Annotated in this window: 28 protein-coding genes and 4 pseudogenes; 13 read left to right on the forward strand and 19 right to left on the reverse strand. The window is 58.8% G+C overall.

Annotated elements, in window-relative coordinates:
- Positions 1–77: 77 nt before the first annotated feature.
- Positions 78–731: a DJ-1/PfpI family protein gene (locus tag ABIC16_RS20350; protein WP_354292716.1), complete on the reverse strand. Its 654-nt coding sequence runs from the start codon at positions 729–731 to the stop codon at positions 78–80.
- 126 nt (positions 732–857) lie between these two features.
- Positions 858–1,999, reverse strand: a protein-coding gene (locus tag ABIC16_RS20355; RefSeq protein ID WP_354292718.1) for an IS3 family transposase whose coding sequence is annotated in 2 segments (ribosomal slippage) — positions 858–1,759 and positions 1,759–1,999 — 1,143 coding nt in all. Because the reading frame shifts where the segments join, the coding sequence is not laid out codon by codon here.
- A 287-nt stretch (positions 2,000–2,286) separates the two neighbouring features.
- On the opposite strand from ABIC16_RS20355, the gene ABIC16_RS20360 reads away from it, so the two are divergent.
- Positions 2,287–3,273, forward strand: a complete 987-nt coding sequence (locus ABIC16_RS20360; RefSeq protein ID WP_354292720.1) for an SGNH/GDSL hydrolase family protein — start codon at positions 2,287–2,289, stop codon at positions 3,271–3,273.
- Positions 3,274–3,346: 73 nt separating this feature from the next.
- On the opposite strand, the gene ABIC16_RS21200 is transcribed toward ABIC16_RS20360, so the two are convergent.
- Complete coding sequence (locus tag ABIC16_RS21200) at positions 3,347–3,601, reverse strand: DUF6894 family protein (RefSeq protein ID WP_502958366.1); 255 nt, start codon at positions 3,599–3,601, stop codon at positions 3,347–3,349.
- Positions 3,602–3,875: 274 nt separating this feature from the next.
- Positions 3,876–4,550 (reverse strand): recombinase family protein, encoded by a 675-nt coding sequence (locus tag ABIC16_RS20365; RefSeq protein WP_277971149.1) that lies wholly within the window; start codon positions 4,548–4,550, stop codon positions 3,876–3,878.
- Between the two features lie 259 nt (positions 4,551–4,809).
- On the opposite strand from ABIC16_RS20365, the gene ABIC16_RS20370 reads away from it, so the two are divergent.
- Both ABIC16_RS20370 and ABIC16_RS20375 read left to right on the forward strand, forming a co-directional pair.
- Positions 4,810–5,100: an AbrB/MazE/SpoVT family DNA-binding domain-containing protein gene (locus tag ABIC16_RS20370; protein WP_277971150.1), complete on the forward strand. Its 291-nt coding sequence runs from the start codon at positions 4,810–4,812 to the stop codon at positions 5,098–5,100.
- Positions 5,100–5,486: a type II toxin-antitoxin system VapC family toxin gene (locus ABIC16_RS20375; protein WP_277971151.1), complete on the forward strand. Its 387-nt coding sequence runs from the start codon at positions 5,100–5,102 to the stop codon at positions 5,484–5,486. The genes ABIC16_RS20370 and ABIC16_RS20375 overlap by 1 nt, the downstream gene beginning before the upstream one ends.
- A 519-nt stretch (positions 5,487–6,005) precedes the next feature.
- Here ABIC16_RS20375 and ABIC16_RS20380 read toward each other — a convergent pair.
- From ABIC16_RS20380 to ABIC16_RS20400, 6 genes and pseudogenes are all read right to left on the reverse strand, one after another.
- Complete coding sequence (locus tag ABIC16_RS20380; RefSeq protein ID WP_354292723.1) at positions 6,006–6,281, reverse strand: hypothetical protein; 276 nt, start codon at positions 6,279–6,281, stop codon at positions 6,006–6,008.
- Entirely contained in the window at positions 6,278–6,967 is a 690-nt protein-coding gene (locus tag ABIC16_RS20385) for a ParA family protein (RefSeq protein ID WP_277971152.1), read from the reverse strand. Before ABIC16_RS20385 ends, ABIC16_RS20380 begins: the two co-directional genes overlap by 4 nt.
- 249 nt (positions 6,968–7,216) lie before the next feature.
- The gene (locus ABIC16_RS20390; protein ID WP_354292725.1) at positions 7,217–7,450 is read right to left on the reverse strand and encodes a hypothetical protein; all 234 of its coding nucleotides are present in this window, start codon (positions 7,448–7,450) and stop codon (positions 7,217–7,219) included.
- Between the two features lie 661 nt (positions 7,451–8,111).
- Positions 8,112–9,257 (reverse strand): annotated as a pseudogene (locus ABIC16_RS20395) (type IV secretion system DNA-binding domain-containing protein); the annotation flags it as partial.
- Complete coding sequence (locus ABIC16_RS21205) at positions 9,242–9,487, reverse strand: hypothetical protein (protein WP_431358435.1); 246 nt, start codon at positions 9,485–9,487, stop codon at positions 9,242–9,244. The pseudogene ABIC16_RS20395 and the gene ABIC16_RS21205, both read right to left, overlap by 16 nt.
- Positions 9,477–9,677 (reverse strand): hypothetical protein, encoded by a 201-nt coding sequence (locus ABIC16_RS20400; protein ID WP_277971154.1) that lies wholly within the window; start codon positions 9,675–9,677, stop codon positions 9,477–9,479. Before ABIC16_RS20400 ends, ABIC16_RS21205 begins: the two co-directional genes overlap by 11 nt.
- Positions 9,678–10,306: 629 nt before the next feature.
- On the opposite strand from ABIC16_RS20400, the gene ABIC16_RS20405 reads away from it, so the two are divergent.
- Positions 10,307–10,525, forward strand: coding sequence for a hypothetical protein (locus ABIC16_RS20405; RefSeq protein ID WP_277971155.1), 219 nt, complete (start codon positions 10,307–10,309; stop codon positions 10,523–10,525).
- Between the two features lie 179 nt (positions 10,526–10,704).
- Here the strand turns inward: ABIC16_RS20405 and ABIC16_RS20410 are convergent, their stop codons facing one another.
- The 5 genes from ABIC16_RS20410 to ABIC16_RS20430 form a co-directional block, all read right to left on the reverse strand.
- Positions 10,705–11,301, reverse strand: a complete 597-nt coding sequence (locus ABIC16_RS20410) for a hypothetical protein (RefSeq protein WP_354292727.1) — start codon at positions 11,299–11,301, stop codon at positions 10,705–10,707.
- Between the two features lie 373 nt (positions 11,302–11,674).
- Positions 11,675–11,995 carry a hypothetical protein gene (locus ABIC16_RS20415; RefSeq protein WP_277971157.1) on the reverse strand — a complete coding sequence of 107 codons (321 nt, stop codon included), beginning with the start codon at positions 11,993–11,995 and terminating at the stop codon, positions 11,675–11,677.
- Between the two features lie 150 nt (positions 11,996–12,145).
- A complete protein-coding gene (locus tag ABIC16_RS20420; protein ID WP_277971158.1) occupies positions 12,146–12,331 on the reverse strand; it encodes a hypothetical protein in 186 nt (61 codons plus the stop codon).
- Between the two features lie 112 nt (positions 12,332–12,443).
- Positions 12,444–12,869: a type II toxin-antitoxin system VapC family toxin gene (locus ABIC16_RS20425; protein WP_277971159.1), complete on the reverse strand. Its 426-nt coding sequence runs from the start codon at positions 12,867–12,869 to the stop codon at positions 12,444–12,446.
- Positions 12,869–13,117 (reverse strand): type II toxin-antitoxin system Phd/YefM family antitoxin, encoded by a 249-nt coding sequence (locus tag ABIC16_RS20430; RefSeq protein ID WP_277971160.1) that lies wholly within the window; start codon positions 13,115–13,117, stop codon positions 12,869–12,871. The genes ABIC16_RS20425 and ABIC16_RS20430 overlap by 1 nt, the downstream gene beginning before the upstream one ends.
- A 132-nt stretch (positions 13,118–13,249) precedes the next feature.
- Between ABIC16_RS20430 and ABIC16_RS20435 the strand changes: the two genes are divergently transcribed.
- Entirely contained in the window at positions 13,250–13,741 is a 492-nt protein-coding gene (locus ABIC16_RS20435) for a hypothetical protein (protein WP_354292730.1), read from the forward strand.
- Between the two features lie 14 nt (positions 13,742–13,755).
- Here ABIC16_RS20435 and ABIC16_RS20440 read toward each other — a convergent pair whose 3' ends face one another.
- Entirely contained in the window at positions 13,756–13,950 is a 195-nt protein-coding gene (locus tag ABIC16_RS20440; protein WP_354292732.1) for a hypothetical protein, read from the reverse strand.
- Between the two features lie 450 nt (positions 13,951–14,400).
- Between ABIC16_RS20440 and ABIC16_RS20445 the strand changes: the two genes are divergently transcribed.
- From ABIC16_RS20445 to ABIC16_RS20460, 4 genes and pseudogenes are all read left to right on the forward strand, one after another.
- Positions 14,401–14,586, forward strand: a complete 186-nt coding sequence (locus tag ABIC16_RS20445) for a hypothetical protein (RefSeq protein ID WP_354292734.1) — start codon at positions 14,401–14,403, stop codon at positions 14,584–14,586.
- Positions 14,587–15,691: 1,105 nt separating this feature from the next.
- Positions 15,692–16,770, forward strand: a pseudogene (locus ABIC16_RS20450) (replication initiation protein).
- A 163-nt stretch (positions 16,771–16,933) separates the two neighbouring features.
- Positions 16,934–18,136, forward strand: a complete 1,203-nt coding sequence (locus ABIC16_RS20455) for an AAA family ATPase (RefSeq protein ID WP_277971165.1) — start codon at positions 16,934–16,936, stop codon at positions 18,134–18,136.
- Positions 18,137–18,182: 46 nt separating this feature from the next.
- Positions 18,183–19,194: pseudogene (locus tag ABIC16_RS20460) on the forward strand (ParB/RepB/Spo0J family partition protein).
- A gap of 66 nt (positions 19,195–19,260) precedes the next feature.
- Here the strand turns inward: ABIC16_RS20460 and ABIC16_RS20465 are convergent.
- Positions 19,261–20,292, reverse strand: a complete 1,032-nt coding sequence (locus ABIC16_RS20465; protein WP_354292736.1) for a hypothetical protein — start codon at positions 20,290–20,292, stop codon at positions 19,261–19,263.
- A gap of 149 nt (positions 20,293–20,441) precedes the next feature.
- Here ABIC16_RS20465 and ABIC16_RS20470 point away from each other — a divergent pair, with 149 nt between their 5' ends.
- From ABIC16_RS20470 to ABIC16_RS20480, 3 genes are all read left to right on the forward strand, one after another.
- On the forward strand, positions 20,442–21,680 hold the full coding sequence (locus tag ABIC16_RS20470) for a site-specific integrase (protein WP_277971168.1): 1,239 nt from the start codon (positions 20,442–20,444) through the stop codon (positions 21,678–21,680).
- Positions 21,681–22,006: 326 nt separating this feature from the next.
- Positions 22,007–22,315, forward strand: coding sequence for a hypothetical protein (locus ABIC16_RS20475; protein ID WP_277971169.1), 309 nt, complete (start codon positions 22,007–22,009; stop codon positions 22,313–22,315).
- A gap of 120 nt (positions 22,316–22,435) precedes the next feature.
- A protein-coding gene (locus ABIC16_RS20480; protein ID WP_354292738.1) for an IS5 family transposase occupies positions 22,436–23,186 on the forward strand; the annotation gives its coding sequence in 2 pieces (ribosomal slippage) (positions 22,436–22,770 and positions 22,769–23,186; 753 coding nt in all).
- A gap of 431 nt (positions 23,187–23,617) precedes the next feature.
- On the opposite strand, the gene ABIC16_RS20485 is transcribed toward ABIC16_RS20480, so the two are convergent.
- Together ABIC16_RS20485 and ABIC16_RS20490 are read right to left on the reverse strand one after the other, a co-directional pair.
- Positions 23,618–23,818, reverse strand: coding sequence for a hypothetical protein (locus ABIC16_RS20485; RefSeq protein WP_354292740.1), 201 nt, complete (start codon positions 23,816–23,818; stop codon positions 23,618–23,620).
- 80 nt (positions 23,819–23,898) lie between these two features.
- A pseudogene (locus tag ABIC16_RS20490) lies at positions 23,899–24,528 on the reverse strand (SOS response-associated peptidase family protein).
- Between the two features lie 640 nt (positions 24,529–25,168).
- On the opposite strand from ABIC16_RS20490, the gene ABIC16_RS20495 reads away from it, so the two are divergent.
- Positions 25,169–25,933, forward strand: coding sequence for a PEPxxWA-CTERM sorting domain-containing protein (locus ABIC16_RS20495; protein ID WP_354292742.1), 765 nt, complete (start codon positions 25,169–25,171; stop codon positions 25,931–25,933).
- Positions 25,934–25,954 lie beyond the last annotated feature (21 nt).

Below are 25,954 nucleotides of genomic sequence, written 5' to 3' on the forward strand. Positions count from 1 at the left end.
GCCGTTCGTTTCAATGATTGCCTCGCAACCCCGCATCGTTGAGCGACTCGGGTCAAGCCGGGTAGCTCACTTGCTGTTCAGCCTCCGAACCGACCTTCCAAAGCGGCCAGGGACGCTTCGGCAACTGGCGCCAGCACCTCGAAGGCGGCCTCTACGGCCTTTTCGCCGGCTCGGTCAGGATCGCCGACGTTGAACGGGGGAGCGGGATCGTATTCCATGAGGAGCTGCGTGGTCTTCGCGACATGATCGCCGAAGATCGTGTTCAGGAGAACCAGACCGAAATCAATGCCCGCCGTCACCCCCCCGCCCGTGATGCGGTTCCGGTCGATGACGACGCGTTCCGCAATTGGCTCGGCACCGAAGAGCGGTAGCATCTGACGTCCCACCCAGTGAGTGGTCGCACGGTAGCCCTTCAGCAGTCCTGCGGCGCCGAGGATCATAGAACCAGTGCAGACCGCCGTGACCCACTTCGCACGCGCGCCATGATGCCTGAGGAAGTCGAGTGTCTCTTCATCCTTGAAGACGTCGATCTGACCTGGGCCGCCAGGGACGAAGATGATGTCGAACGACTCCAGCGCTTGATCGAAGGACATCGTCGCCTCGACCTTTATCCCGATGTCTGACTCGATCGGGCCTTTCGTCTTCCAGACGAGATGCGTCCGCATGGGGCCATGAAGGACGGTAAGCGGACCGACCAGATCAAGAAGGGTAAAGCCCGGAAACGCCAGCATCCCGACATGTAGAGGCGATTTGCCCGTCATCTCCGGAGTCATGGCTAGAAGAGGCCAGCGGCTCGTTCTCACGTTCTCCACGTTGCAGTCCCCCTTATTTCAGCCGGTTGAGTAGCCCCGAGTTTTTTAGACGCCTTCAGCTTTCAAAATCTGCTGCCGTTCGAACGCGACGGGCGACAGCATCCCGTTCCTGACCTGCTTGCGCACCGGGTTGTAGAACATCTCGACATAATCGAACACGTCCTGGCGGGCTTCCTCGCGGGTTTTGTACGTTCGCCGCCGGATGTGTTCGCGCTTGAGCGAGGAGAAGAAGCTCTCGGCGACGGCGTTGTCATGGCAGTTGCCGCGGCGGCTCATCGAGTGCTCAAGATTGTGAGCGCGTATGAAGGCAGCCCAGTCCATGCTGGTGAACTGCGAACCCTGATCCGAGTGGATCAGTACCCTTTGCTTCGGCTTACGGCGCCATACCGCCATGTGCAGCGCCTGCAGCACCACATCGGTGGTCTGCCGGCTCTGCATCGACCAACCGACCACGCGGCGGGAAAACAGGTCGATCACGACAGCCAGATAGGCGAAGCCTTCCAAGGTGCGAATGTAGGTGATGTCTGTCACCCAAGCCCGGTCTGGCGCAGCCACGTCGAACTGACGGTCCAGCGTGTTGTCGACCGCCAGCGACGGCTTGCCGCCATGGCCGCCGGGCCTGCGCTTGTAGCCGATCTGCGCCTTGATGCCCGCCAGCCTGGTCAATCTGGCGACCCGGTTCGGGCAGCAGGTCTCGCCGTGATCCAGCAGGTCGTCGTGCAGCTTGCGGTAGCCATAGACCTTGCCACTGTCGTTCCAGGCCCGCCGGATCAGTTCCGTCTGCCGAGCATCTTCCCGAGCCCGCTGAGCCAGCGGGCTCTTTTGCCATGCATAGTAGCCACTTGGCTGCACAGCGAGGCACCGGCACATGGCCCGTACGCCAAAACAATCGCGATGCTCAGCAATGAACGCGTATCTCACTTTGCATCTCGAGCGAGATACGCGGTGGCTTTTTTTAGGATGTCGCGCTCCTCGGTCACCCGGGCCAGCTCGCGCTTCAGCTGGCGGATCTGCGCATCCTTGCCAGCATCGCCCGACACTTGACCCGCCAGCTGCCGCTTCCAAGCATAGAGCGAATGCGGACTGACGCCGAGCCGCTGTGAAACCTCCGCTACCGGATACCCGCGGTCGGTGATCTGGGCCACCGCGTCACGCTTGAACTCATCGCTGAAATTGGGCTTCCCCATCGTCGCCTCCTGTCCTCAAAATTAGGATCGAAGGCGTCCAGAAATCTAGGGGCTACTCACCTATCGGCAACGGCAGTGCCTCATGAGGTACCCCTTGCGACCCAAATTGCTATGCCATGACGCAAAGGTGACGTGCCCGTAGCCATCGTTCGACGTCGACCGTGACAATTTGCAGACAGTTCTGACGTGATCGACACGGCGTCACCTCTGTACGCTGTTCAAACCTTTGATTTTCGACCATCGCGTTAACCTTAGGGTTAACCGGTTGATCGTCAGGAGATACGCAGATGGCAAAAAAGTGGGCGTTCGCAGTTGGTATCCTGGGTATCCTCGCAGCCACCCCCGCCTCTGCCGGTCGAACTACGGAACATTATACGTCGCTGACGGTGTTCGGTGACAGCCTGGTAGACGCAGGAAACCTGTTTATTGCGAACGGCGGCACCCGGCCTGATCCGGCTCTCGGGTACTTCGAGCACCGCTTTACCAACGGCTATGACTACCCCGACCTGCTGTCGATCGATCTGTTTGGAAAGCCGACTACCCCGTCTCTAAGGGGTGGCAGCAATTATGCATTTGGTGGCGCTCGTATCGTTGATACGGGCGACAGCATCCCTGACCTGCAGGCGCAGATCAATGCCTTCAAGCTGTCCCCGCGCGGCCTCGACGCGAACGGTCTGTATATCCTGAACTTTGGCGGCAACGATGTCTTTGGCGCAAAAGGGGTGTTTGGCCCAGTGGGTGCGATCGGATCATACCCTGATATTAGCAGCTACTTGCAGGCAGCTGCCCAGCAATATGTAAGCGGGATCCAGGAGCTCAACGACCTCGGCGCTCGAAACATCCTGTTTACCGATTTCCCTCTGGCGGGCGACCCGCTTACAATCGAAGCTAATGGCTATCTCAATACGGCGCTTAAGAGCCTGACGCTGAGCACTGGCACGGATCTGTTCCAGTACAGTCTCAGCGATCTCAACCAACGAGCCCTCACCAATCCCGCCTCGCTCGATCTTCCTCCGCTGCGTTTTGACACCAACTGCGTTGCAGCCGGCGCGCAATCGAATGGGTGTGCGGGCTTCTTCTCGTTTGACGGAGTACACGTAACAGCAGCAGTGCAAGCTGCTGGTTACAAAGACATGGACCGCAAGTTTGGACTGACGATGGCGCAAGCGGTGCCAGAGCCGCAAAGCTGGCTGATTATGCTTATGGGCTTTGGGGTCATCGGCGCGGCGCTGCGTTATCGACCGAAAAAGGCGCTACATCCAATTACTAACTAGAAGCATGGTCACGCCGATCGGCCAATCCACCTCGTCCGATCGGCACCCCCGTTTAGTGCATAAGTTTAAATGATCATAAGTCGGCAGAGCTATTTAACCGCTTGGCGTGCCGTGAAGTGACTGTCGCCACGATAATATGGAAAAGCTCATTGTGAGCCTCGTCTTCAACGTTCACCCGCCAGTGGCCGTCATCTGCAAAACCGGGATGGTCAACAAGATATGAGCCTAAGTACTTAACTGCTTCATTTCGTGCATGTGACAGAGATTCACACTTGAATGTCTTGTACGCTTTCTCGCGTCCAGCAAAACTGAATATGTAAGAGGGCATTTATAAACTCATCGTAGATCTGACTAACATAGCGTGGCTCCTCAAGAGCAACCGAGAGTCTGATGAACCTCTACGGCAACGGCGTCAAGGCAAGGAGTTTTTCACGGTTACCAACGGAGGACAGTAATCGAGTGCCTTACGATTAAGGCTGGTGCCGCAACACCCTACGACCCATCCGAATATGCGCTTCGAATGTACTGTAGGCTTTATAGCTTAAGCGCGGGCGCTGAACGTGGGTTACGCTATAAATCGGCCAATTAATCGCTGATCAATCTTAGATGGGGTCACCTGCCGAAGACGATGCAGCACGTGTGGCACGGGCGATCGCGGTTACGCGCTTGACCTGGGCAATGCTGCAACCCGCCAACTCTGCAGTCTTGGCAATACTCATGCCTGCATCTCGCAGGCCGATGATGCGCCGGTGATGCGCCAGATCCGGCTTTCGCCCTGTGTAGCGCCCTGCCCGCTTCGCGAGTTCAATCCCTTCGCGTTGCCGCTCACGACGAGTTTCATAATCATCGCGAGCAGTTTGCAGCGCAACACGCAGCAGCATATCCTGCACCGCTTCCAACACAATCCGGGCTACGCCTGAACTGTCCTCGACCAGATCCGACAAATCGACGATGCCTGGCACAGCAAGGCGAGCCCCCTTCCCCCTGATCGTCGAGACCAGAAGCTCTGCCTCGGCCAGCGGTAAGCGGCTAATACGATCTATCTTCTCGGCGATTACCACTTCACCGGCTTGGAGGTCAGCAACCATGCGCAGCAGTTCGGGGCGATCCGGTCGCGCGCCCGAGGCTTTTTCGCGATAGACCGCGGCGACGTAAAAACCAGCCGCCCGCGCGCTCCCCACGATTGCCTCTTGTCGCGTCAGGTCTTGCTCATCGGTACTTACCCGCAAATAGACCCTCGCTGCGCAGATCGTATCTCGTTTCGATTGTTCGCTCATCGCTCTCGGCTCCCATGAGTATACCCACAGTAGCCAAACAGATCGGTCATAGCTACAAACCGATAGTAGCGACCTCTGATAGCCTAGCCAAGCTGACCAGCCCATTCTAGCCATTGGGAGTGCCGTTCCTCAACTCGTGCCTCAAAGGTTCACCACATAAGGGGCACTGCCACTCCGAGCCCGATAGCCCTCATCAGGTTGTGGCATATCCCTAACTCTGGCATATGGCGATTAAGTCACAGGCGAGAGGATTGCAGCAATGGCCACGCAAACCATAGATATCAACGTTGCCAGTAATGGGCGGATGGTTCTTCCGGCATCAGTGCGCAAAGCGATGGGCCTGCACGGCGATGCGAAGATCATTCTAACAGTTGAGGATGATCAGGTTCGTTTGTCGCCGATCGGGCATGGTGTATCGCGTGCGCAGGCACTCTATCGGGCACATGCCAAGCATGCGCGCACGACTGACGATTTCCTCGAGGAGCGAAAGGCGGAAGCTGCGGCTGATCTCGGGGAGGTCGCGCCCGACGCCGTGAATCGAGACGCATAATGACATCCGTCGTTCTCGACGCATCCGCGGTGCTGGCTCTAGTCCGAGATGAGCCCGGTGCCGACAAGGTTGCTCCCCACATTGGGCGTGCTGCAGTTTCAGCAGTCAACCTTCAGGAGGTAATCAAGGAGTTGCTGCTCAGCGGCCTCGACGAAGTGACTACCCGCGAACTGCTTGACGAGCTTCGTCTAGACGTTCGCGCCCACGATTCCGAAGCGGCCTATGCCGCTGCTGCTCTGCATGCCCAGACACGTCAATACGGCCGCGGGCTAGGTGACCGATCCTGTCTCGCTCTCGCTGTGCAGCTGGGAGTCCCTGCCCTCACCGCCGATCGCGAATGGAAGAAGGTGAAGGTCAAGAACTTGAAGCTTGAGCATATCCGATAGCCCAAGCCACGGCGGTCCTGCTGTGCGCCGACGACTTCGTGCTTTCGACGACGGTCCGCTCTCTGGGCTGATGCCAAGGGGTGGTGATCTGTCTGTCCGCGCCTTGGCAAAGGCCCCTGCCCTTGACGCCGTAGCGATCCGGCCTTTCAGCGCCGTTTAGATCCTTTGCTGGATGAGGCTGTAGGGGCCTGGCCAGTTCGGATTCGACGCTGTGCCCGTAGGCCTCGATCCCCTCGTCGTCCGAGGCTACTGCGATTCCGCGAGCCTTTCGTGCGCCGATGGTGATCTTCCGCGCAAGGTAGAGCTGAAGGACGCCGGCAGTGTGAAACTTACCCAGTCGGCAAATCGACAATCACTGTTCCGCATCCGCTAAAGCCGGATTCTCAGCAGCGTTCCGTAGTAGCAGGAATTACGCTTATCGCTACCACGCAGGTGCAGCGTCGGTCGGCGCCAAGTCCGGGATAGCCAGCCCCTGCCTAGCGAGCCAAGGTCACTGGATCAGCCTTGGCTCGCTAGCTCTCAACCCTTTTCGTAACGATCGAGCAGGATCTCGAGGAAGGCACCGTAGGTGTACCGTTCCTTCTTGGCAGCCGCCTTGAAGCGCGTGAGCATGTCGTTCGGTGCCCGAATGTTCAGCTGCCCTTCTGCGTCAGCTTCACGGCTGGGGAATGCAGACGCCCGATCAACAACCCGACGCTGCTCGTCAACCGACGCCTCTGGCCGTGCGATCGGTCGACTCGGCTGAAAGTCGTCTAGGCTCCCAAAGTCCAGGGCCTTCCGTGCGGAGTCCGTCATGCTACCCTCTTCTGACCTGCGCTATGAGAGCGCAGCATGGTTACGACCTCGGCCGCGAAGTCGGCCGCGTTTCTGACTGCAGCCTCGACATTGTTAACATCTTTTGCGGACAACCCGCGCGGGCCACCGCCGACTGAAAACAGCGCTGAATAGGCATCGCGGTCGTGAATCTCAGTGGCAAATACGGGTGTTTTCTCATTTGCCTTGAACTGCCCAGATACGAACCGAGCTGTACGCGACTTTGCGACGACGCGAGTTTGAGTGAAAAGCACCGCAAACGGGATATCGCGCCGCACCGCCTTCATGTCTCGCTTGAGCTCTTGAATGACGTCGATAGCGGCAAGCGCGTCCTGCTGCTGCTCTTTCATTGGGATCACAACTAAGTCCGACTGGCTGATGGCGTAGCTTGTCAGGCGTGATGCCGTTCCTTCCAGGTCCACAATGACAAACTGGTTGTCAGCGCTCGCCGCATCGATCTCGTCCAAGATCGTCTTTTCGGAAGCGTTCGTTACTACCGTCAAACGCTTGGGCTTTCCCGGGAGCGTCGACCAAGTTGTCAGCGGTCGTCTCGGGTCTGCGTCTATCAGGCAGACGCTGGCATGCTCCGCTAGCTCACATGCCAAGATCAAGGCGGAGGTAGTTTTTCCCGATCCGCCTTTCGAGTTTGCAAACGTCACAACGGCCATCGGCCCCTCCTGATAGCATTTCCTAGCACGTGCTACGCCCCAATATCCTACGGTTTCGTATCGTAGGCTACGCTAGCGCACAATATCCTACGCTATGATATCATTTCCTACGCTATCCTAGCTTGTCGTAGCTTGGGCTATGTCTCGATATCTGATGCTAGCACGGGATAGCATATGCTAACCTGTTTCCCGCTAAGCTGGTTTAGGCAAGCTAGCTCAAGGTAGCACATGCTAGCATCCTCCCAACCTTCAAAGTCGTACGCCGATCACCACCAACCAAAGGCCAAAGACCGTAGAAGCAATCTTACAAAGGACCATCAGCGTAGCGACGGACCCTCGACGCGTCACATTCCACGTCCGGTCTATCCCTGTGCGGTAGCTCAGCGTCCCGTCGACTGCGAGCAGTGAGCCTACCACGAAAAGCAGAATCGTTACCGCTTTCGCGAAGGTCTTCGCATCCATGTCGAAGATGATGAAGGTCATTATCAGGAGGGACGTCGAGATGCCGTAGATTGCCCCTATGACGTCGATCACGTTGCAAAGTCGGTACAGTCCTTGGCGACCTACCATCCGTAGAAGCGTCAATGGTCGCTTAACCGCACGGCGGTGTAGGACGCCTAGCCGCTGGGCAAAGTCGACAATGACGTAGGAGAATTGGTCCGCAACGTCCTGTTCGGCGTCACACGTCGGAGCGATCGAAGCGGCTGCCAGTACCAGGTGCGCAGCCGCGATCGGATGCTCATGCATTAGGTGAAATGACTGGGTTCGAAGACTGTCCGCCAAATCACTTTCGGATATTACATCTGGGGTTGTCGGCTCGGCCGAAGCCGTTTCCCGGTTAGCGTGCTCCATGGTTGTTCCCCACGATGGTTGGTTTGTCTTGCACGTCGATGGGCCTGAATGTCGTGCCTTGGCCCTGCCATTGTGCGCCGACCATCGCGCAGGCGATCGCCCATAGGACCGTGAAGGCTGCCGTCCCGCCAGTTAACCACAGCACCAGCATGGTTATCCGTCGGCGCCGAGGCCGAGGGTTGGATGCTCTCGGTCTACCCATATTTGCTTCGAGGATGATGCCGTCGGTCGGCGCGGCGTTCAGGCGAGTGGCTCGACCCCATTGCGTGTTCGTATTACGCATATAGTCGCGATCAGTGACGGTGGGGTAATGCTCCCACTCAAGACGGATGCGCGCAGCGGGAAAGCCGTCAGGAAACTTCACGAACCCATGCAGGCTGGGCAGGTTCATGATGTCGTCAGGGATGACCAGTGGCTCGATCTGCTTGCGTGGTGTCAGAGTTGAGGCATCGCGGGTGTTGTTGTAGCCGTAGCTGTAGCCCTCATCCATCTGCCGGATCTCGCTGTTGCCGATGTAGCGAGAGCCCTGTTCCGCGGTGTCGAGGTCGGCCGCGGCGAGGATCAGTTTTGTCCGCGCCAGCGACGATAGGTTGCGCGCGTTTTCCTCACCATAGACCTGCACAAGCTTGTCGAATGAGTGCAGTCCAAGCACCATCGCGCCACCAAAGTTTCGGGCGGTCTGAAGGCCGTTCTCGATCGCAGGCAGACGATGCAGTGCACCGAGTTCGTCGAACACGAACCAGGTGCGCAGATCGCGCGTTTTCCGCATGGTCATCAGCGAGTGGATGGCGAGGTTCGACCACAGCGTGAGTAGCGCCCGGTTCATCTCCAGGTCCGTATAATTCGACGTGATGAAGAGGATCGAACCGGGCTTTTTCTCCGACGTCATCCAGTCCCTGATTGAGTATTGAGGACCGTCATCGGGCAGGAAGCGGAGGACCTGCGCATTCGTGTTGAAAACGGCGCGGATCGACTCCGCCACCTTGGCCGCCTCCGGGGCGGTAATGGGGTCGGCGATGGTGTTGGCGAGGTGCTTGTGGACCAGCTTCAGATCAGCGGTCATCAGGTTGTCTGCCAAAGCCTTGTTGGACGTCAGCTTCTTCTCGATGAGCTTCATGCACATTTCGATGAACAGGGTCCGTGCAGCGAGCGCCCAGAAGGGGTCAGCCGCCCCGCCATCGGACGGGATCAGCGCACCGGCTGCCGCGGTGAAATCGCTATAGGAATGGCAGTCGTTGAAGATCGTCCAAGCCGGGCAACGGGCATCTGCCGGATTTAGAATTGTGTCGCGTTCGGGGTCGTAGAACGCTTCTACATATGCCCCGGTCAGGTCGAAAACGACGGCGGTATCTTCACGCTCTCGCATCTGGGCGAGGAGCTTGCGGAACACGGTTGTTTTACCTAAGCCGGTGGTGCCGAGCGTCATGAAGTGCGATTGAGCGACAGGATCGCCGTGTACGCGATGACGAACACGCCGAGCCACATGTAGACCGGCATCTTGATGCCCTGCAGCCACATGAGCACCTGCGTATTAAGCAGCTGGCTCCCGCGGGTGAAGTTGCCGGAATTGCGCGGTGCAGCGCCGCGGGCTGAATGGTGTTCCTGGGGGATCGGCCGCTTGTCGTTGCGGATGTCCTGGCGGGGCGCTTTGGGGTCATCACGCGCCATGATGAAGCTTCATACGACGGTCGGTTTCGAGGACGAGCGTTTCGCGCAGTTCCGGGTGGTTTTCCCGGATGATCGCGTCGAGGGCGACCTGCATGTATTCGGTCACTCGCAGATGGCGCCGTTCGCTTGCAGAAAGCTTCGGCTGGCCGTCGAGGAAACTGACGATTGCGGTACGCACGAGCTCGGCCATCGACTTACCCTGGTCAAGGGCAAGCTTCTCTAGGCGGGCATAATGCTCAGGCTCGAACCGAACGGTCCGAGCATATTTGGAAAGTTTCAAACCAACCTCCTAGCAGGGAGGATGGTGAGCGCTTCGACGGTTGATTTGATAGGCTACTGGAAGCCTCTTGGCAATTATGCGTGGTGGGCGAGTGCAAAAATAAGCACCGCTTCGCACCGTAAAAATTGGCGGAAAACCGCGCTTTTTCAAAGCGGTGCGAAGCGGTTGCTAAACGAGTGCGCACCGGTGCGCGCCCTTCTCTAACCTAAGCCACTGAAAAGCCACGGGAAAAGCAAGCGCAGCTTGCAAGGGTGTGCTCTACTGTAGTCCCGATCCATCATTGTTGCTCTGATCTCCTCGTGCGTCCGGTTCGATGTGAAGGTCCTCCGGTGATCCACGGGAAAAGGCCCCGCCATGCCGGCGGAAAGCTTGTCCGATCCTGCGCTCCGCGCGGGTGTCTTGGGTCCGTTCTTCGATGATCGTCATCGGGGTCTCCGTGGGTGATGCTGGGAGCCTTGGTCTCGGCCTTTTCTATCGGTCGAGTGGCGGTTATACCGGGTTTGTTCAGAGCCCGATCAGCCTGACCAAAAGGCAAGAATATGGCGAAGTCACTGGACGCTGAAATGGCCGCGATCGAGGCCGAGGAACGCAAGCTGGCAGATCGTCGAAAGGCGCATCTGAAGAAGCTGCGGGAAACGGCGATCGACAAGGTCGAGAAGGTAGGGTTGCTCAAGCTCCCACTGGATCGACTGGAGCGGATTATGGAGGCGGTGAAGACGCTGGGCGTGGATGAGGTCGAGAAGCGGCTGACGGCGTAAGCCGGCGACGTTTCGAGGCCGAGGCCCGCCTCAATGGCCGCACGGGTTTGCTACCCTGTGCGGCCATTCTCTTTCAGCCGGAAAGCGGCGAAGCCGGCTTGGCGGTATCAAGCAAAAAAAGGGACGCGCCAGCCGTTAGGCTGGGCGTCCCTTGCGTCCTGTTTCGTTGTGGCAGGCGATCAGATCCAAGCCAGCAGATACTCGCCGTCCACGGGCTTCAGTGCCGCCATTTTGGAGAGTGTCTCAACGCAATCGGCTATCCCCGGATCGGCATCGAGGCGTCGCCGGATCCGCGGGTCCATCAGGCGTTGCCGCAGTTCTGTCATTGGGACCATTCCGGCGATCGTTCGATCGATGCCAAGGCCCTCCAACAGTGTGAGCGCGGCCGGGTTCGCCAGAGCGATTTCCGGGGCCGCATCTGGGTTCAGGGACAACCGCATCTCGATGTCGCGCGCCCGGTCGGTTTGAGCGATCCGGACCCGTCGACCAAGGAACTGCGCCTCGTCTAGAATCGCGATCACGGAGGGATCGTGATCGAAGCATCGCGCGACCGTTGCCAGCGACAGATGACAGACGCGCGCATCGAACTCGAACCACGGATCACCCGTCACGCCGTAGACGGGTAGGAGCAACGCAAAGCCCAACCGAAACGCCTGTTCGGCAAGCATATCACGAAACGCTGCCAACTGGTCAGGGGTGATGACGGCAGCGCTTGGCGGTAGGATCGAACGGCCGTCTTCGACGCGAAATGTGATGGTCATGCTGACATCCTTCATTGAAACCGCGAACTCTTCCCTCCCTCCTCTCCGGTAAGGATGCGGGACGCTGACAATCACGCACGCCAGCCCGATCGGCGAGGCGTAGCCAGCGCGCGGCCCAAGGGCCGCTGCGCGTAGGCGAGCGAGACGTATCGGGCAGTGGAAATGGCCTGATCGGCGGGGTGCGGCAGCAGCGCCGGGGCGGGCTCGATGCCCGCACTGGCGCTCCTCCGGCCGATGCGTAGCAAGGGAGGCCCGTAGGGGCCGAACCGACGCGAGCGCGCCGGTCGGGCGGGGCCGTGTAATAGGGCACGGAAAAGGGCCACCCGATTGCCCGGATGGCCCTATAGTCGTGAGATGGTGAGGGGAGGGGCCGTAGCCCCTCCCTAGGTCATTTGATGAACTGAGCGTATGCCGTAAGCGCTGCCCCAACTGCGATCGCGCCAGTCATCAGCGAGCCCAGCCCGATGATGTACCATTTGAGCCCATCGATCGACGTCTGCATGCCTTTGAGGCCGCTATCCAGCTTGACCTCCAGTCCGGCAATCCGCTGATCGAGTTTGAGCTCAAGCCCGGCGATTTGCTGCTTCAACGGCTCAATTGCGCGACCCACGGCCATGTCGATCTGCTCCTCGACGACGACGACTGCCTTTGCAGCTGCGTCGTCGTCGATATTAGCCGATTTCAGTGCTCTGAACAACGCGACCTGCATTTCGTCCTCCTATGGTCATCATGACGAAGTCCGACCGTCGGCCGGATTGGTGAGGGTCAGGGACCGCGAAGCGGCCGCGTTAGCGGCGGTAGGGGACTGTGGAGGTTGTCATTTAGACAGAACACGACAGCCGGCAAAACGGGCCAGTTATTATTGCTGATGCCCTTTTCCTCTCATAGCTCGACTTCCTACCTCGATGGCCTCCGCAAGGCGAGCTGCAGCGAGCGTCGCCCCAACTTCTTGGTCAAGCACCACCAGTGCCATCTTCATCAGGTTCAGCGGTACATCCACCGGCTGCCGATCGGTAAAAGGGGAGTCCGGAAGCGCGTCAGTCATCCAACCTCCAATACCTTGATCGAGATTAGATGGCATTTGATGAACGCTTCCAAAAGCGTGCGCCGGATCCGCGTCGCAACCCTTGGGTCTGCGTATCTCGGAGTGGAGTTGTTCAGTCGGCGAAGGTCCAGGGGTCGAGGAGCGTCACGCCGGTTCCCGTGAAGTCCGCGATGTTTCGGGTGACGACTGTCAGATCATGCGCAAGCCCCGTCGCCGCGATCCACGCGTCGCGCTCGCTTTTGGTTTCCGGGACGTGCAGCCGCGCGCAGCGCCGGGCGATCGTCGTGTCTACAGGCAGGACGCGACCGGAGAACGCTGGCATAACCTTCTCGTGAAGCCAGAGCCGTAACACGCCGGCCTGCCTGGCATCGCGTCGTTCAAGAAGCGCGATGCCGAGCTCGACCTCCATGATCGTAATGACCGAGAGGTACATGTCGGCCTGATCGACGCTGCCGGCCCATGCTTCCACAGCCGGATTGATCTTTCCGCTGCGACGCTTGCGCAGCTCGGAGAGGACGTTGGTGTCGAGCAGGTACATCAGTCAAATACTGCCGGCCGCGGGAAGGACTGCGGTCGCGTGAAGTCGACGTCGATGTCGCCGACCTCGTCCATGTCCAGCGCGTCGAGGATGTTGCCGGGGGGTGTTTTCAGCCGCTCATATTCGGCGAACGGCATCACCGCGATGATCGGCCGACCGCGCTCGGTGATGATGACGGGACCGTCCACGGCCGCGCGCTTGATGCGCCCCGGTTCGCGATTGAAGTCGCGACTGGAAAAAGTTTGCATTTCGGGCTGACCTTATTTGTCGTGACATACAGACATTGCCGTAGGTGGCGGATTTGTCAATGTTCGTCATGCGGCCATGAAACAGGGCGCGTGACGGTCGGAGGAAGTCCGAGGCCTCACCCGAAGGAGAATATGATGAAGGTCCAGGACATGATGCGGGGGTACGATTACGACCTGCCGCTGCTCGACGTGCTGAACAACAACGAGAAGGACGACAACGGCGATCCGCAGGTGTCGGTCGATCGCAGGGTGCTTGCAGGCGCCACGGTCGGCATCGGCCTCGACGTCGCTTATCTCGCGATCACGGAGTTGCAGGAGGCGTTTACCGCGCTCGCGAGCGACGTCCGCAACACGACGGGATACGGTGAAGGCTACAAGGATATCGAGGAGATCCTGCGCGACAAGAACCCGTACCAGATGCGCCTTTGGTATCTGCTGTACGACACGCCGATCGAGCAGGCGATCACCGATTTGGCCTGGCTGCAGAGCTTGACGTACCGTCGTGGCCGGATGTGCAACGTTATGCGCGAGCAGAAGCTACCGGTGCTGTACGCGACGAACGCTGAACTGTGTGAAGGCCGCACGGCCGCGCAGATCATAACCAATGTGTCGAGCGCCGGCTGACAACGGAAACCTGGTCAGGCGACCAGGGCGAGAAGACTCTCCGGGTGGTGTGGCCGGCACCGGGAGACACGGAAGGGCTGGATGGGATTGTCGGTGCGGACCACAAACTGGTCGACTCCAGTATTTTCGCGAAGCTGAATGGCGACGGCGTAGGCGTTCTCGAATGACGCGAGCGAACTGCGATGAGCCGAGAGTGCAATGACGGTCATGTTGATGTCACTTCGGGGTTGATGTCCTTCGGGTGAAGTTCTTCGGGTGGCGTGCCGTATGGCGAGCGGAACGGCCGGAACGGCTCGTTCATGGGAAATTGAGGATGAACCGTATAACGGGGGTGGTGGACCGGAATCGTCGCTAACGCGTTGAGCCTGTCTATCCACTGTTTCGACGGGGGATCCTTCGATCGACGGGGTCGGGACCGCTGCTATTGGTTCCGGCCCCGTTATCGTTTCAACGCGAGAGGGCGTTAGTGCAATTCGGACAAGAGCCGCTGCGCAGCTGAGGAAATCTCTTCTTCTTCGCGTCTGGTTAGCCGTTCGAGTGCAGCGTGGAAGCCGGCATGCTCTGGCGGTATACCCGGACCAATTGGCTTGAACGGACCGGGCGTGCCAGTCGCCGAAATGGGCGGAATATGCTAAGCGGAGATCAAGCGTCCGCCCGGCGTGCTGAAGCACAGCCACACCATCACCTTGTTCGAGCCGTTCACGTTACTCTCAGCGCTCGCCATGGTGACGAGCCGAATCGGCTTGGGTGCAACGACGACGTTCGCGGAAAAAATGGATGAAGTTCAACTCTACAAGTTGTTCGGCCACTCTTTCCGCGAATATCTCCAGGTCGGTGCCTTCTAGCCGGGCCCTGCCTACAAAAGTCTCGAAGCGCTGTTCGAGATCGCGATGGATGAATTGCGCGGGCGAAGAAAGTCCCTGGTCTAAAAGTGTGGACCGAGCCGGTTTCTCCAGTCCAGTCATACAGATACTGTAAGATGTGCGCACTGAGCTGACGATAGCCTTGTGCACCGAGCACGACTCGCAGCGTCGTAGCTCGGGTTATCTTCTCGCTTGTGACCCGATATTGCGCCTTCGTCAGGTTGGCGGCGTCATGGATACCCAGCTTGTTGCAGAGCATCTCGCCGCCGCGGTTAAGCCTAAGGATCGGCCACTGCGCAAGTGCCTCAGGCGGCTTGATCGGCTCGGCAGCGCTCCGCTGCAAGTCGTCGCGACAATTCAATCCGCAGGTTGGCGGTAGCCCCTCCTCGAACTGCACCGCGGCGAAGGGCGTATGAACGGTATGCGGCTCGAGCCCTCCGATCGCGGCCACTTAAGCATCATCGACACGCGCACAAGCCTTAGGGCGTAGCCACGGCGAGCAGTATGGGATCGATCGATGGCCATTTCGATCACTCTCTTTTTCTTAAGAATCACTCTATAAAAACGACGCTGCTCGCAGCGGAAGGATTCATGATTCAATAGATTCTAATTCGCGGGCGAAAAACGGCGTAGTCTCAATAGCATACGAGAAGTGGCCTGACCTTGCGGGGGAGTTTCGCTGACCGATTGGGGGCTACATCCTGTCCTGGCGGGGGAAGCTTCCTGACTGATTGGGGTTATCCTGACCATTTGGGGGCGGCGGAAATATCGCGTTCCGATCGGTTTTCCGATCCCAGTTTCGGCGACAAATTTCGCAAAATCGCCAGTTTCAACAACAAGGACGCACGTTCGTCGCGACTCGTGACTTTAATAGGGCTTTTCCAGATCTGACACCGTCATCATCCTGACCACTTGGGGGATGCTGAATTCAAAAACGTCCTGACCTGACTTGACGGTGGAGGTCAGGTCAGGCAGCAATCACGCCTCTGACCTCTGATTCTGATCGTGTTATGGCATGGAAGCCGGCGATAGTGAAAGTGTTGTTGTAGTCGAGGAGGCCACCGAGGAGCCGCTTCCGGGCCGTTCGATGCGCGTGGCTGCGGCATTGCGCGCTAAAGGCGGCGACGAGTTCGCAAAGCCGGGCAACATCATCGAGGTGAAGTTCGTCAAAGGCGAATCGCTGAGCCTTACGGCATCGCGATTACTGGCTTTGATGATTTTAACTGCAGGCGGGGATGCTTGGGAAGACAAGCCACACCGAATGCGAAAGGCCGACATTCGCCGCGGCCATAAAGGCAATGAGCGGATCACGGACATGCTCCAGGAACTCCATCGGACACTGTTTTTGCTGTCGATGACCGATCATGGCGCGGGAAGAAGGCCACCACCCTGTTCTCTCTCATCTCCCGATCGCGGGAAGAAACGGAGGAGGAGGGCGAGGCCGGGTGGATTGAATGGGAATTTACCGCTGATGCTAGAAAACTAATTCAGGCATCCGAGACTTATGCGGTCCTGAACCGTCAGGCAGTCCTCGGTTTTCGCTCGAACTATGCGCTCAAGCTTTATGAACTGGGGGCGCTTCGGCTGCATCGCAGGCAGGCAACATGGCGCGGGGATATGACCGCGCTGCGCGCTGCTCTCGGCATACCTCCCGAAGTTTACACCGATTTTGCGCAGCTTCGACGGAAGGTACTTGAGAAAGCAAAGGCTGAGATTGATCAGCTTGCGCATTTCCGCGTCGAATGGCGGGAGATCAGGCAGGGTCGGACCGTCGTGGAGATCGAATTCCGGTTTGAACCGAAGGACACACCAGCGCTTATCGCCACCGTCGATGAGCTCGAACGCCATTCCGGCGGGCGTCGACAGCGGCGGGATGGAACGGTCGAAGTGATGACGATCGTGCCTGCCATGGCAGAGCAGAAGCCGGCCCCCGTTCCAGCGAAGTCGGCTGAGCTCGTCTTTCCGTCGGGATCAATCCGGTTTGGAGCAGAGGAGCTTGCGGCGATTGCCCGGCACGACGGCGGGGGCTGGGACATCGATCTGATCGCAGACGGCTTCAGACAGCAAATGGGCGATCGGATTGAGAAGGTTCGAGGAGCAAAATTGCTGAAAGCTTGGACGGGATTTTGTGAGGGTTGGGTTACTCGGCGGGGCAGGGCTTCGTAAAAATTGCACGCGTGCAATTTCGTTTGTCCCCAAAAGGTCAGGATAGCCTCCGGAGCCGACCAGAAGTGCATTTCTCGCCACACCAGCTTTCGCAATTCTTAAGTTTATTGACAAAAAAGCGCAAGTAAGCGCACCATGTCCCAAATTTCAAAAAGGCGGGCATGTGACATCGGCATTGGATATTGAGGGCGCCCAAGACTTAGTGTCGGTGGCGACACTCGCTGCCCGCACGTCGTCGGTGCTCGAGAAGCTCCGGGATTCTGCGCGGAGTGCTCGTGCTGGTGATCGACGCGAACCCACATTTACCATAAGCAAGGCCGCCGAGCTGGTGGGGCGAACGGCCGCTGCAATCCGAGATGCCGAAAAAGATGGTCGGCTTCCAGAGCCGGTGCGCGGCGAGAATAACCGGCGGGAGCGATACACGCTTGCTCAGATTAACGACATGCGGGGGGTGTTCGGGACGCGGCCTTATCGCACCGCTGAAGATCCGTGCTGCGTCGTTGCGGTCCAGAACTTCAAGGGCGGCGTCGGGAAATCGACGCTCGCGGTCCACCTTGCCCAGTACCTGGCAATTCACGGGTATCGCGTCGCATTGATTGATTGCGACAGCCAGGCGTCCACGACAACACTTTTTGGGTATGTCCCCGATCTGGATCTTACGGAGGATGACACGCTCTATCCGTTCCTGCGGGAAGAGGAGCGGACATCGCTCGATTACGCGCTGCGCAAGACGCACTTCGACGGACTTGAGCTAATTCCGGCTAATTTGCGGTTGTTCAACTCTGAATACGAACTGGCAGCGAGGATGGCACGTGGCAGCGGCGAACTGCTCGATCGCCTGAGGGTAGGCATCGACAGCATTTCGGATAGGTTCGACGTGATCGTGATGGACCCGCCCCCCGCGCTCGGCGCTATCTCGCTTTCAGTCCTTCGCGCCGCCAATGCACTCATTGTGCCGGTGCCGCCGACGGTGATGGACTTTTCCTCAACCGCAGCATTTCTGTCGATGCTCGACGAGACGATCGAACAGCTGACGGAACGCGGCCTAGCTCCCGATCTGCAGTTCCTTCGGTTTGTCGCGTCGAAGGTCGACGAGAACAAGTCGATGCAGAAAGAACTGCTGAACCTCATGCGAACCCTTTTCGGGCATGCCATGATCCGCACGCCGCTAAAGGACTCCGCCGAAATCGACAACGCTACGGCGCGATTAATGACGGTCTATGAGTTAGACGGGCCAGCCACCAGCTCGCAGGTTCGTAACCGATGCCTCGCCTATCTCGACGGTGTAAATCAGGAAATCGAGATCGATGTGCGGTCGATGTGGCCAAGCCATCGTGCCCGCTTGCGCCAGGAGGCACTGGCGTGAAAAAGCGAAATTGCACGCGTGCAATTTGCGAGAACCGGAGGGCTGCATGAGCGGGAAGAACAGTGGATTTGCAGCCGATCTAGCTGCCGGAATCGACCTCAGCAATGAGGCCGCGCCGAGACGTAGCGGGATCGCAAACAATGTCCTCACGGGGCGAAGCAACCGAATTGCGGAACTCGCTTCGGGTGCCGTGATCACCCGGACCCACGAACTGGTCGATCCAGCACGCTGTCGCATGTGGTCCGGGCATAATCGCGAATATGGGTTGCTGAATGAGCAACGCTGCGAAGATTTGATCGAGAGCATCAAGGCGCAGGGTCGGCAGGAGATGCCGGCCATCGTCCGCCGCGTTTCGGGCGATCCGGATTGCGACTTCGAGGTAATCTGCGGAGCGCGCCGCCACTGGACGATCAGCTGGCTCCGGTCGCACAACTATCCAGACTTCAAATTGCTCGTCGACATTCGGGAAATCGGCGATGAGGAAGCGTTCCGGCTGGCTGACATCGAAAACCGAGCCCGCGACGATCTTACCGACCTCGAGCGCGCGCGCGATTATCTCCGGGCGCTCGAGGCCTATTATGGTGGGCGCCAAAAGACGATGGCGGAGAGGATCAACGTCAGTGAAAGCTGGCTAACTCGGTATCTTGATCTGGCGCGCCTGCCCGAGGGCTTAATGGCGGCATTCCCGGAACCGCAGTCGCTTACGATCCGAAACGTGATCGCTTTGAAGCCACTACTGAAGCCAGAGGAAAAGCGAGTTCGGGTCTTTCAGGAGGCTGCAATGCTAAGGAAGCGGCAGATAGACACCGGAACCCCCGATGCCCGTACTTGATATTATCCGGGCGTTGACCGCAGCTGCACCCCCCCCCAGAAAGTCAGGATCCCCCAAGAGGTCAGGATCGGTCCAGACCATCTCGTCCTCTAAGGGGAAAGCTGTTCTTCGGATCGAAAGCGCCGATCGCAAGGGTGTCCGCCTGACGCTGTTACATAAAAGTGGAGCTTCGCGGGAAGACGCGGAGAAAGCGATACGAGAGGTGCTCGATCAGCACTGGACGTAAGGGAGATACCAGAACTCGATGCGTTGAGCTTTGTGCGACGCGTCCTTCTGCGCGGTGAGGTTGAATCTAGGAGATTGGCTCTTCCGCAGGACTGATCACACCGAACTTCTCGAGGACGAGATCTAGAGCCACCATCTCGCGATCGAAAGCCGTCAAGGTTGGTTCGAGCTCCGTTAGCTGTCGCGGTGCGGCGCGGGGTCGTCCGACCGGTCGGGTGACGTACCCGAACGCTATTGCGATATCCGGGGCCATATAGGCGCGCCAAGCCATTCGACCGCTGACCTCGGCGAGCAGTCCGAGGTCTGCGGCGCGTGCAAGCAGCTTTCCGGCCCCCGAAAGTGTCATGTTTAAACGCTGTGCAATTTGACGCGGGCTCACCACCGGCGCGAACTGAACCAGAGCGGCGAGTTCCAGAAGCCTCCCAGGCCGGTGCGCGGCACGGATCGCTTCGGCTGTCCGCAGCCGGTGATCCTCAAGCGCCTGGAGTCGATCAAGAGCCTCGTCGGCGCGATCGGCAAGACCACGCAGGTTGCGTAGGATGATGGCCTCGCCCTCGCGCGGAGCGAGGCGCATCGCCTTATCGCCGACTGTGAGACACGGGAGCGTTGCCCGAGTGACGGCCATCGAGCGGAGCAGGGCGGGGAACGTCAGCCACGGAGCGATGGTAGCGTCGGCTCGCGCATGATGCGCGGTGACCTCTAGAGTCCGAAGCAGTGCGGGGCGCCGGTTCCAGTCCTCGCCCACGGCGGTCGGCATAGTGGCAATGTCCCGCCAATAGTGCGGCTCGCGTTGCCGCAACCGCGCTTGCCATTCGTGCAAGGCCGCGGGATCTTCCGTATGGGTCGGGATCAGCGGTCGACCGGGGAGTTTGATCGCACATTCCTGACCGAAAATGTCGATTTCGTCAATTTCTACAGACTGCCCCCTGAGCGCGGTGGCATACCCCGTCCAAGAAGCGCGAATGGCCCACGGTGCAGCGACCGGACTGACGCAAACGCGGGCATCTAGCCTGCCTATGGCCGCCGCGGCGCGCTCAAGAGCAGCCACGAGTTTGGAAGTCCAAACCGGCTTCGAAAGGTCAGGAATAGCGCGCGTCACAATGCGAGTATATCCCTAACGGGGCATCTCAGTCTAGCGTGGGCAGGCTACTGATGTATGCATATATGATAATTGCAGTTATCACATAAGCGAAATTGACCAACCCTTATAAGGTGCGGTACATGCGTTGCGGAGGAGTAAGGCGCGCAATGGGCACAAAAACCGCGCCGGAAGGGCATAAGACCGCTATTGCAGCACCTGAGGCGAGCGTGCCGGCGATCAGGCCACCGAACGATCTCTCCTGGATAATTGTACAGATGCGTGCGGGCGAGCGCATCGCCGTCAATGAGCCGCTTATCGCCGCTTACCAGGCGGCCTCGTCGCCCCACAGCATCCGGGCGGTCAAATCCGACATTGCGGCGTTCGACGCGTGGTGTCGGCACACTAGCCGGATCGCGCTACCGGCGACGGCCGAGACTGTGGCAGACTATCTTGATGCCCGAGCAGGAAAGGGGAGCCGGCCGGCTTCGTTGTCCCGTTACAAGGCGTCGATTGCTAAAATCCACCAGTTGCTTGATCTCAAGGATCCGACGCCCGCCCCGCTGGTCAAGCTGCGGCTACAGGCTGTACGCCGCAAGAAGGGGACGGCGCAGAAACAGGCGCGGCCGCTCCGGTTCAAAGGCCCAGTGCGCGATGTCGAGCGCGACAAGGCGCGCGGGCTTAATATCCGGGCCTTGCTCGAAAGCTGCGGGGATGATCTGCCTGAACTGCGCGATCGCGCGCTCCTTTCGACTGCGTATGACACAGGTTTGCGCGCATCTGAGCTGGTGGCAGTCGCCATCGACCATATCAAGGAAGCGATCGACCCCGAAGCGCGGCTGCTGGAAATCCTGCGACACAAGGGTGATCAGGATGGGGAGGGAGCCACTGCCTATCTCAGCCCGCGGACCGTTGCGGCGATAGCTGCCTGGACCGAGGCGGCCGAGATCACAACTGGGCCGCTTTTCCGACGTGTGCAAGTGCGTCGTTACAAGGCTTGCACAGCGGTGCGTGGCCGCTCGATCCATAGCATCTCGGGTCGGGAGACGTGGGATCTGCGCAAGACACTTTCCAAACCTGCGGTGGAGGCGCGCGTGGCGTATGACGTTGGCATTGTAGCGTTGCATCCAGGCTCGATCGGACCGATCTTCCGATCGATTATCCAGCGCGCGTTTGACCGCAGTGCGCTGCCCGACCTGACTGAAGAGGATATCGCTCGACTGCTCAAAGGCATCAGCTCCCACTCGACGCGTATTGGGCTTAACCAGGACCTGTTTGCCAGTGGCGAGGATCTGGCGGGTATTATGGACACTTTGCGGTGGAAATCAGCGCGGATGCCGCTTGCGTACAATCGGAATCTTGCGGCAGAGCAAGGTGCCGCCGGTCGCCTTATGGCAAAGATCGCTTGACCCTTCGAAAACCGAACCGTCTACATTTAGACAACATGGGTGGAAAGCCGCCCGTCCGCTTTTGGAAATCGAACGGCGTAAACGGTCGTTCGTTCAGACTGCGGGGCAGGGGGCCGCATCGCCGTTTTTTTGGCGGAAAGCAGAAAGGCCGCTTTCCGCAGGCCACGCCCGGTAAGCGGACGTTCGTCCTCATAGGCTACCAGCGTTAACCTCGCCCGGCTCGACGTCGAAGCCTTTAAGAGCTGGGGCATGCCCGATGATGTCGACGAAAGCGCCCGCTACCCGGGTTTCATAACGGTGAAGGTGCGCTCGCGAGGACTCCGCGGATGCTGGACAAGGCCGCCTACGGCATCGACAGTGATCGAGACCGGTGCGAGAACCCGCTCATGTCCAAAGCGATTGTCCGTGCCGAGATCGAGCGTTTTTTGAGATCACCGTCTCCTAAGGTGCTTTGCATCTCTGGTCCAGAAGGCTCGCCGTTATGGCGCTGCGTGATGCTGTGGCAACGGCAGGGCAAGCGATCTGAGTCGTTCGGCGCGGCCGGGTATCTCCGCACCGCGATATTCGACGAGCCACCAATCGGGACGTACACCGTCGACCATCGGGGCCTCATCCTCCAAATTCGCAGAGCCTGAAAGGTTTGTCGGTACGTCACGTATCTAATTGCCGTCCTGACCCTAGGGTCAGGACCCATAAACGGGATTCCTTTGGCGGCGCGAATGTGATTCAGGCTCGGCGACAGCAGGAGCGTGGGTTTGAGCGAGTTGTGGTTGAGTGAAGAGCAGTTCGAGCGGCTTCGGCCGTTGCTGCCGGACAAGGTTCGAGGGGTTGCTCGGGTTGATGACCGGCGTGTGATCAGCGGCATCATCCATGTGGTGAGATCGGGCGGTCGCTGGGTCGATGCACCGGCCTGCTACGGTCCGAGAAAGACGCTGTACAACCGGTTCGTCCGGTGGGCGGCGAAAGGCATCTGGCAAGAGATCTTCGTCACGCTGGCGCCAGCGGGCGGACCGCCTGCCGAAGTCCTGATCGACAGCACACATATGAAGGCGCACCGCTCGGCGGGCGGCGGAAAAGGGGGCGCTCGTCCAGGCGATCGGGATCAGCCGAGGCGGACGCAACACCAAGCTCCACGCCCTTACCGACTGCGAAGGTCGCCCGCTCCGCTTCCTGCTGACCGGCGGTAACGTTGCCGACTGCCGTGCTGCCGATGTCCTCCTCGACGATCTCCCGCCGCGCAGCATCGTTTTGGCGGACAAGGCGTATGACAGCAACGCGATCCGCGACCTGATCGAGCGCCAGGGTGCCGTGCCCAACATTCCCTCCAAGGCGAACCGGCGCTGGAAAAGCTGCTTCTCGCGCTCACTCTACAAAGGCCGAAACGCCGTCGAGCGCATGTTCTGCCGCCTCAAAGATTATCGTCGCATCGCCACTCGCTACGACAAGCTCGCCACAAACTTCCTCGGCGCGATCTACCTCGTGGCAGCCGTCACCTGGTGGTTATGAGTCCTAACCCTAGAACCATGACTAACGAACAAACGTGGAACGAGCGCGGGTAAAACCCCGCTTGCCCTGTTTGAGGGAACCGCCACAAAATATGGCAGTAATGGTTCGGGGGCGAACCTTACCTATCCCGCTCTCAACGGTGGGTTAGAACGCATCGGTTGCCGAGCTGAGGTCTCTCCATGACCGAGGGGTCCACACTCCGGGCATGCCATCAGTGGCAACCGATGCGCCCTGATCTTAGACAGACTGGGCTCTGCTTTCCAACAGGAAACTAGCCCCCAACGATGAACTCCTTGACGGGCTTGCCCGCGCCGGCCGCGGACGCACCGATCGAGTACGTCGTATCCACCTCGACAACCTCGAAGCGTCTGAAGAGGTCTTGGGCAAAAGGACGGTTGATGCCGCCATATCCGACTGGCATCGGCTCCAATTCAATCGTTAGTCACCTCATCGTTGGCCCGATCCCCAGATTGCAAACCTGCCGCCTTACCTGCGATACGCTCATCTCGGGTGGCCAACGCGGCATAAGCGTTGGCTGACCGCTGCTCCCGGATCCGAACGTTCTCGAGCGTCGCTGACGTTGCTGCCGCTTGAGCTATTTCTGCGTTCTCTCGGTTCGTCTTGAACGCCATCTTCTGATCCCCTTCAGCTCACTATCTAGGGTGTCGCCGAAGTTATTGCCATCCTGGGTCAGGGGACTCGCGGCATACATTCAGGCGCGGCGCATCGGGAATACCGGCCCGCGAACCGTCATTCGTTCAGCCGCGTAGGGTCGCTGCAGAGCCACAACATCGTCGTAGCTGCCGCGCAACCAGCGATCGTGGTCTGCTTCCTCGAGGACGGTGATCATCGCTTTCTGATGGATCGGCGCCACGAGTTCGTTCGGGTTACACGTGACCATAGTGAAGCGATTACCCCTGGCCGTTGGCTGCCAGAAGCCCGCAACGGCGAAGAGGGCTTGGTCGGTCACCTGGAACCACATTTCCCCTTTGAGCGGCTTCTTGCCGTCCCCCAGATCGTGTGCTTCGAGCGTCCATTCGCAGAACTCGCTGAGCGGAATGAGGCACTGATTTTCCGGGCGAGCGGCGAGGGCGCGCTACTGGGGCAGGGCGAGGTTGCGCACGTTCGTCATTGGCCAAGCCGCGCCGCCCCCAAGAACGTCCCAACTCATGACGTCCAGGCAGCGGCCGCGGTCGGCCTCGCGGATTGAGTACGCCCGGCTGCGTGGCATCAGTTCGCTTGGTTTAAAGCGGTTGTCCATCGGCCGATCGGGGCCGAACACCGTGCCGAAGTGGGCATAGAGCGTATCTGGCTCATAGCTATTTCGGGCACGGTTACACATCGCGCAAGTCTGGATGACGAAGTGATCGCTGTCGAGGCAAACCGCCTCGGCACCGTCCTGACTTGCTCCCGACCGGGCAACCGCAAACGCGCCTCTACCCTCGTACGATCAGTTCCTTCCCCACTGTCCGCCGCCTGTCGCTGCGGTGGCGATCGTATAGGTCGTTGTTTCATAAGTACGGAATGACCGCTGTACTCGAGCAGAATAGGCCACTTCAATCATGCGTAAGATAATTTATCGTTATAAAACAAAGACTCAGTCTCTGCCAAAATTAAATGCTCGTCGAGATCATATGGTTCATGCAGGCCCTGCTCAACGAAAGGAAAATCCTAAACTAGCTCTTTAGGATGACGATCATGCCGCATACGAATGTGCCAACTGTGAGGCATAACTGTCGTTGCTTATTACACATATTACGACCGAAACGATATAAAGTACGCTTTTCTGCGATTGGCGCGCTTTTTGCTCAAAGGGAAATAGTACTAGCTTTCACAGCTATGTGCTTGGTGGGGAGCGGGAAGTCCTCGAAAGTCGAGATTAGTCAAAGCCGACTTTTCTCGATCAACAACTATGTTCTAATAATAATAACCAATCTCCACACTTTCGATCTAACCATAATAAATCGACCGGGAGAATTGAAATGCTTAAATCGATAATCGCATTTGCCGCGTCCGCTTTAATTTATGCAGTACCCACTTCGGCGAGTACTTACGCGGTATTCGACAATTTCGACGCAGGTGTCGCTAACTTTAACTCGACGGTAGTCGGCACTGGGAATACGCCGTCTGCGTTTGTGTTGCCGACCGGGTCCAATGGTGCCTACACAGACTTTACAATTTCAAGGCCAAATGGTGGCGGCGTCTTCGTAAGCGCGCCCTATCAACTATCCGGTTCATCTCCAAATCGGACGACGTCGGGAGGCGTGATCGACATCAGCCCCAACGGACCGAACAGCGACCCGCGATCGAACTCGCTGCTTTACAAAGATAGCGGCGTAGCATTCACCTTCGCAAATGCAATTAACGCGCTTGGGTTTGAAGTTGGTGACTGGGCGACCTGCTGCCAACCATCGAACCTTTGGATCCAGTTCGGTAATAGCTCCCCGATTCAGGTCGGCGCTTCGACGACGTTCGGCGATCAGTTCCTGACGAATGGCGGAGCAGGTGTGTTTGTCGGCGCATTTGACAATAGCAGCACGTTTAATACCGTCTCGTTCTGGGGCGACGGTGTCGGTGAATTTCTAGTAATGGGCGGCACTGTCCGTTTTGCCAACATCGGCGCAGGTACACCGTTGCCAAGCGCGGTGCCAGAACCTGCGACGTGGGGCATGATGCTCGCTGGGTTTGGCATGATGGGAAGCGCGATGCGCTACCGCCGCCGTAACATGAAGGTTGCATACGCCTGAGGTTTTTCCGCGAGGAGAACG

This window comes from Sphingomonas sp. PvP055, from assembly GCF_040546365.1.
Lineage (GTDB): Bacteria > Pseudomonadota > Alphaproteobacteria > Sphingomonadales > Sphingomonadaceae > Sphingomonas > Sphingomonas echinoides_A.

Excerpts from the sequence above, each read along its gene's own strand:
- ABIC16_RS20350 (WP_354292716.1), bottom strand. The coding sequence starts at position 731 with ATGCTGGCGTTTCCGGGCTTTACCCTTCTTGATCTGGTCGGTCCGCTT.
- ABIC16_RS20360 (WP_354292720.1), top strand. The coding sequence starts at position 2,287 with ATGGCAAAAAAGTGGGCGTTCGCAGTTGGTATCCTGGGTATCCTCGCA.
- ABIC16_RS21200 (WP_502958366.1), bottom strand. The coding sequence starts at position 3,601 with ATGCCCTCTTACATATTCAGTTTTGCTGGACGCGAGAAAGCGTACAAG.
- ABIC16_RS20365 (WP_277971149.1), bottom strand. The coding sequence starts at position 4,550 with ATGAGCGAACAATCGAAACGAGATACGATCTGCGCAGCGAGGGTCTAT.
- ABIC16_RS20370 (WP_277971150.1), top strand. The coding sequence starts at position 4,810 with ATGGCCACGCAAACCATAGATATCAACGTTGCCAGTAATGGGCGGATG.
- ABIC16_RS20375 (WP_277971151.1), top strand. The coding sequence starts at position 5,100 with ATGACATCCGTCGTTCTCGACGCATCCGCGGTGCTGGCTCTAGTCCGA.
- ABIC16_RS20380 (WP_354292723.1), bottom strand. The coding sequence starts at position 6,281 with ATGACGGACTCCGCACGGAAGGCCCTGGACTTTGGGAGCCTAGACGAC.
- ABIC16_RS20385 (WP_277971152.1), bottom strand. The coding sequence starts at position 6,967 with ATGGCCGTTGTGACGTTTGCAAACTCGAAAGGCGGATCGGGAAAAACT.
- ABIC16_RS20390 (WP_354292725.1), bottom strand. The coding sequence starts at position 7,450 with ATGACCTTCATCATCTTCGACATGGATGCGAAGACCTTCGCGAAAGCG.
- ABIC16_RS21205 (WP_431358435.1), bottom strand. The coding sequence starts at position 9,487 with ATGGCGCGTGATGACCCCAAAGCGCCCCGCCAGGACATCCGCAACGAC.
- ABIC16_RS20400 (WP_277971154.1), bottom strand. The coding sequence starts at position 9,677 with ATGGCCGAGCTCGTGCGTACCGCAATCGTCAGTTTCCTCGACGGCCAG.
- ABIC16_RS20405 (WP_277971155.1), top strand. The coding sequence starts at position 10,307 with ATGGCGAAGTCACTGGACGCTGAAATGGCCGCGATCGAGGCCGAGGAA.
- ABIC16_RS20410 (WP_354292727.1), bottom strand. The coding sequence starts at position 11,301 with ATGAAGGATGTCAGCATGACCATCACATTTCGCGTCGAAGACGGCCGT.
- ABIC16_RS20415 (WP_277971157.1), bottom strand. The coding sequence starts at position 11,995 with ATGCAGGTCGCGTTGTTCAGAGCACTGAAATCGGCTAATATCGACGAC.
- ABIC16_RS20420 (WP_277971158.1), bottom strand. The coding sequence starts at position 12,331 with ATGACTGACGCGCTTCCGGACTCCCCTTTTACCGATCGGCAGCCGGTG.
- ABIC16_RS20425 (WP_277971159.1), bottom strand. The coding sequence starts at position 12,869 with ATGTACCTGCTCGACACCAACGTCCTCTCCGAGCTGCGCAAGCGTCGC.
- ABIC16_RS20430 (WP_277971160.1), bottom strand. The coding sequence starts at position 13,117 with ATGCAAACTTTTTCCAGTCGCGACTTCAATCGCGAACCGGGGCGCATC.
- ABIC16_RS20435 (WP_354292730.1), top strand. The coding sequence starts at position 13,250 with ATGATGAAGGTCCAGGACATGATGCGGGGGTACGATTACGACCTGCCG.
- ABIC16_RS20440 (WP_354292732.1), bottom strand. The coding sequence starts at position 13,950 with ATGACCGTCATTGCACTCTCGGCTCATCGCAGTTCGCTCGCGTCATTC.
- ABIC16_RS20470 (WP_277971168.1), top strand. The coding sequence starts at position 20,442 with ATGGGCACAAAAACCGCGCCGGAAGGGCATAAGACCGCTATTGCAGCA.
- ABIC16_RS20475 (WP_277971169.1), top strand. The coding sequence starts at position 22,007 with ATGCTGGACAAGGCCGCCTACGGCATCGACAGTGATCGAGACCGGTGC.
- ABIC16_RS20485 (WP_354292740.1), bottom strand. The coding sequence starts at position 23,818 with ATGGCGTTCAAGACGAACCGAGAGAACGCAGAAATAGCTCAAGCGGCA.
- ABIC16_RS20495 (WP_354292742.1), top strand. The coding sequence starts at position 25,169 with ATGCTTAAATCGATAATCGCATTTGCCGCGTCCGCTTTAATTTATGCA.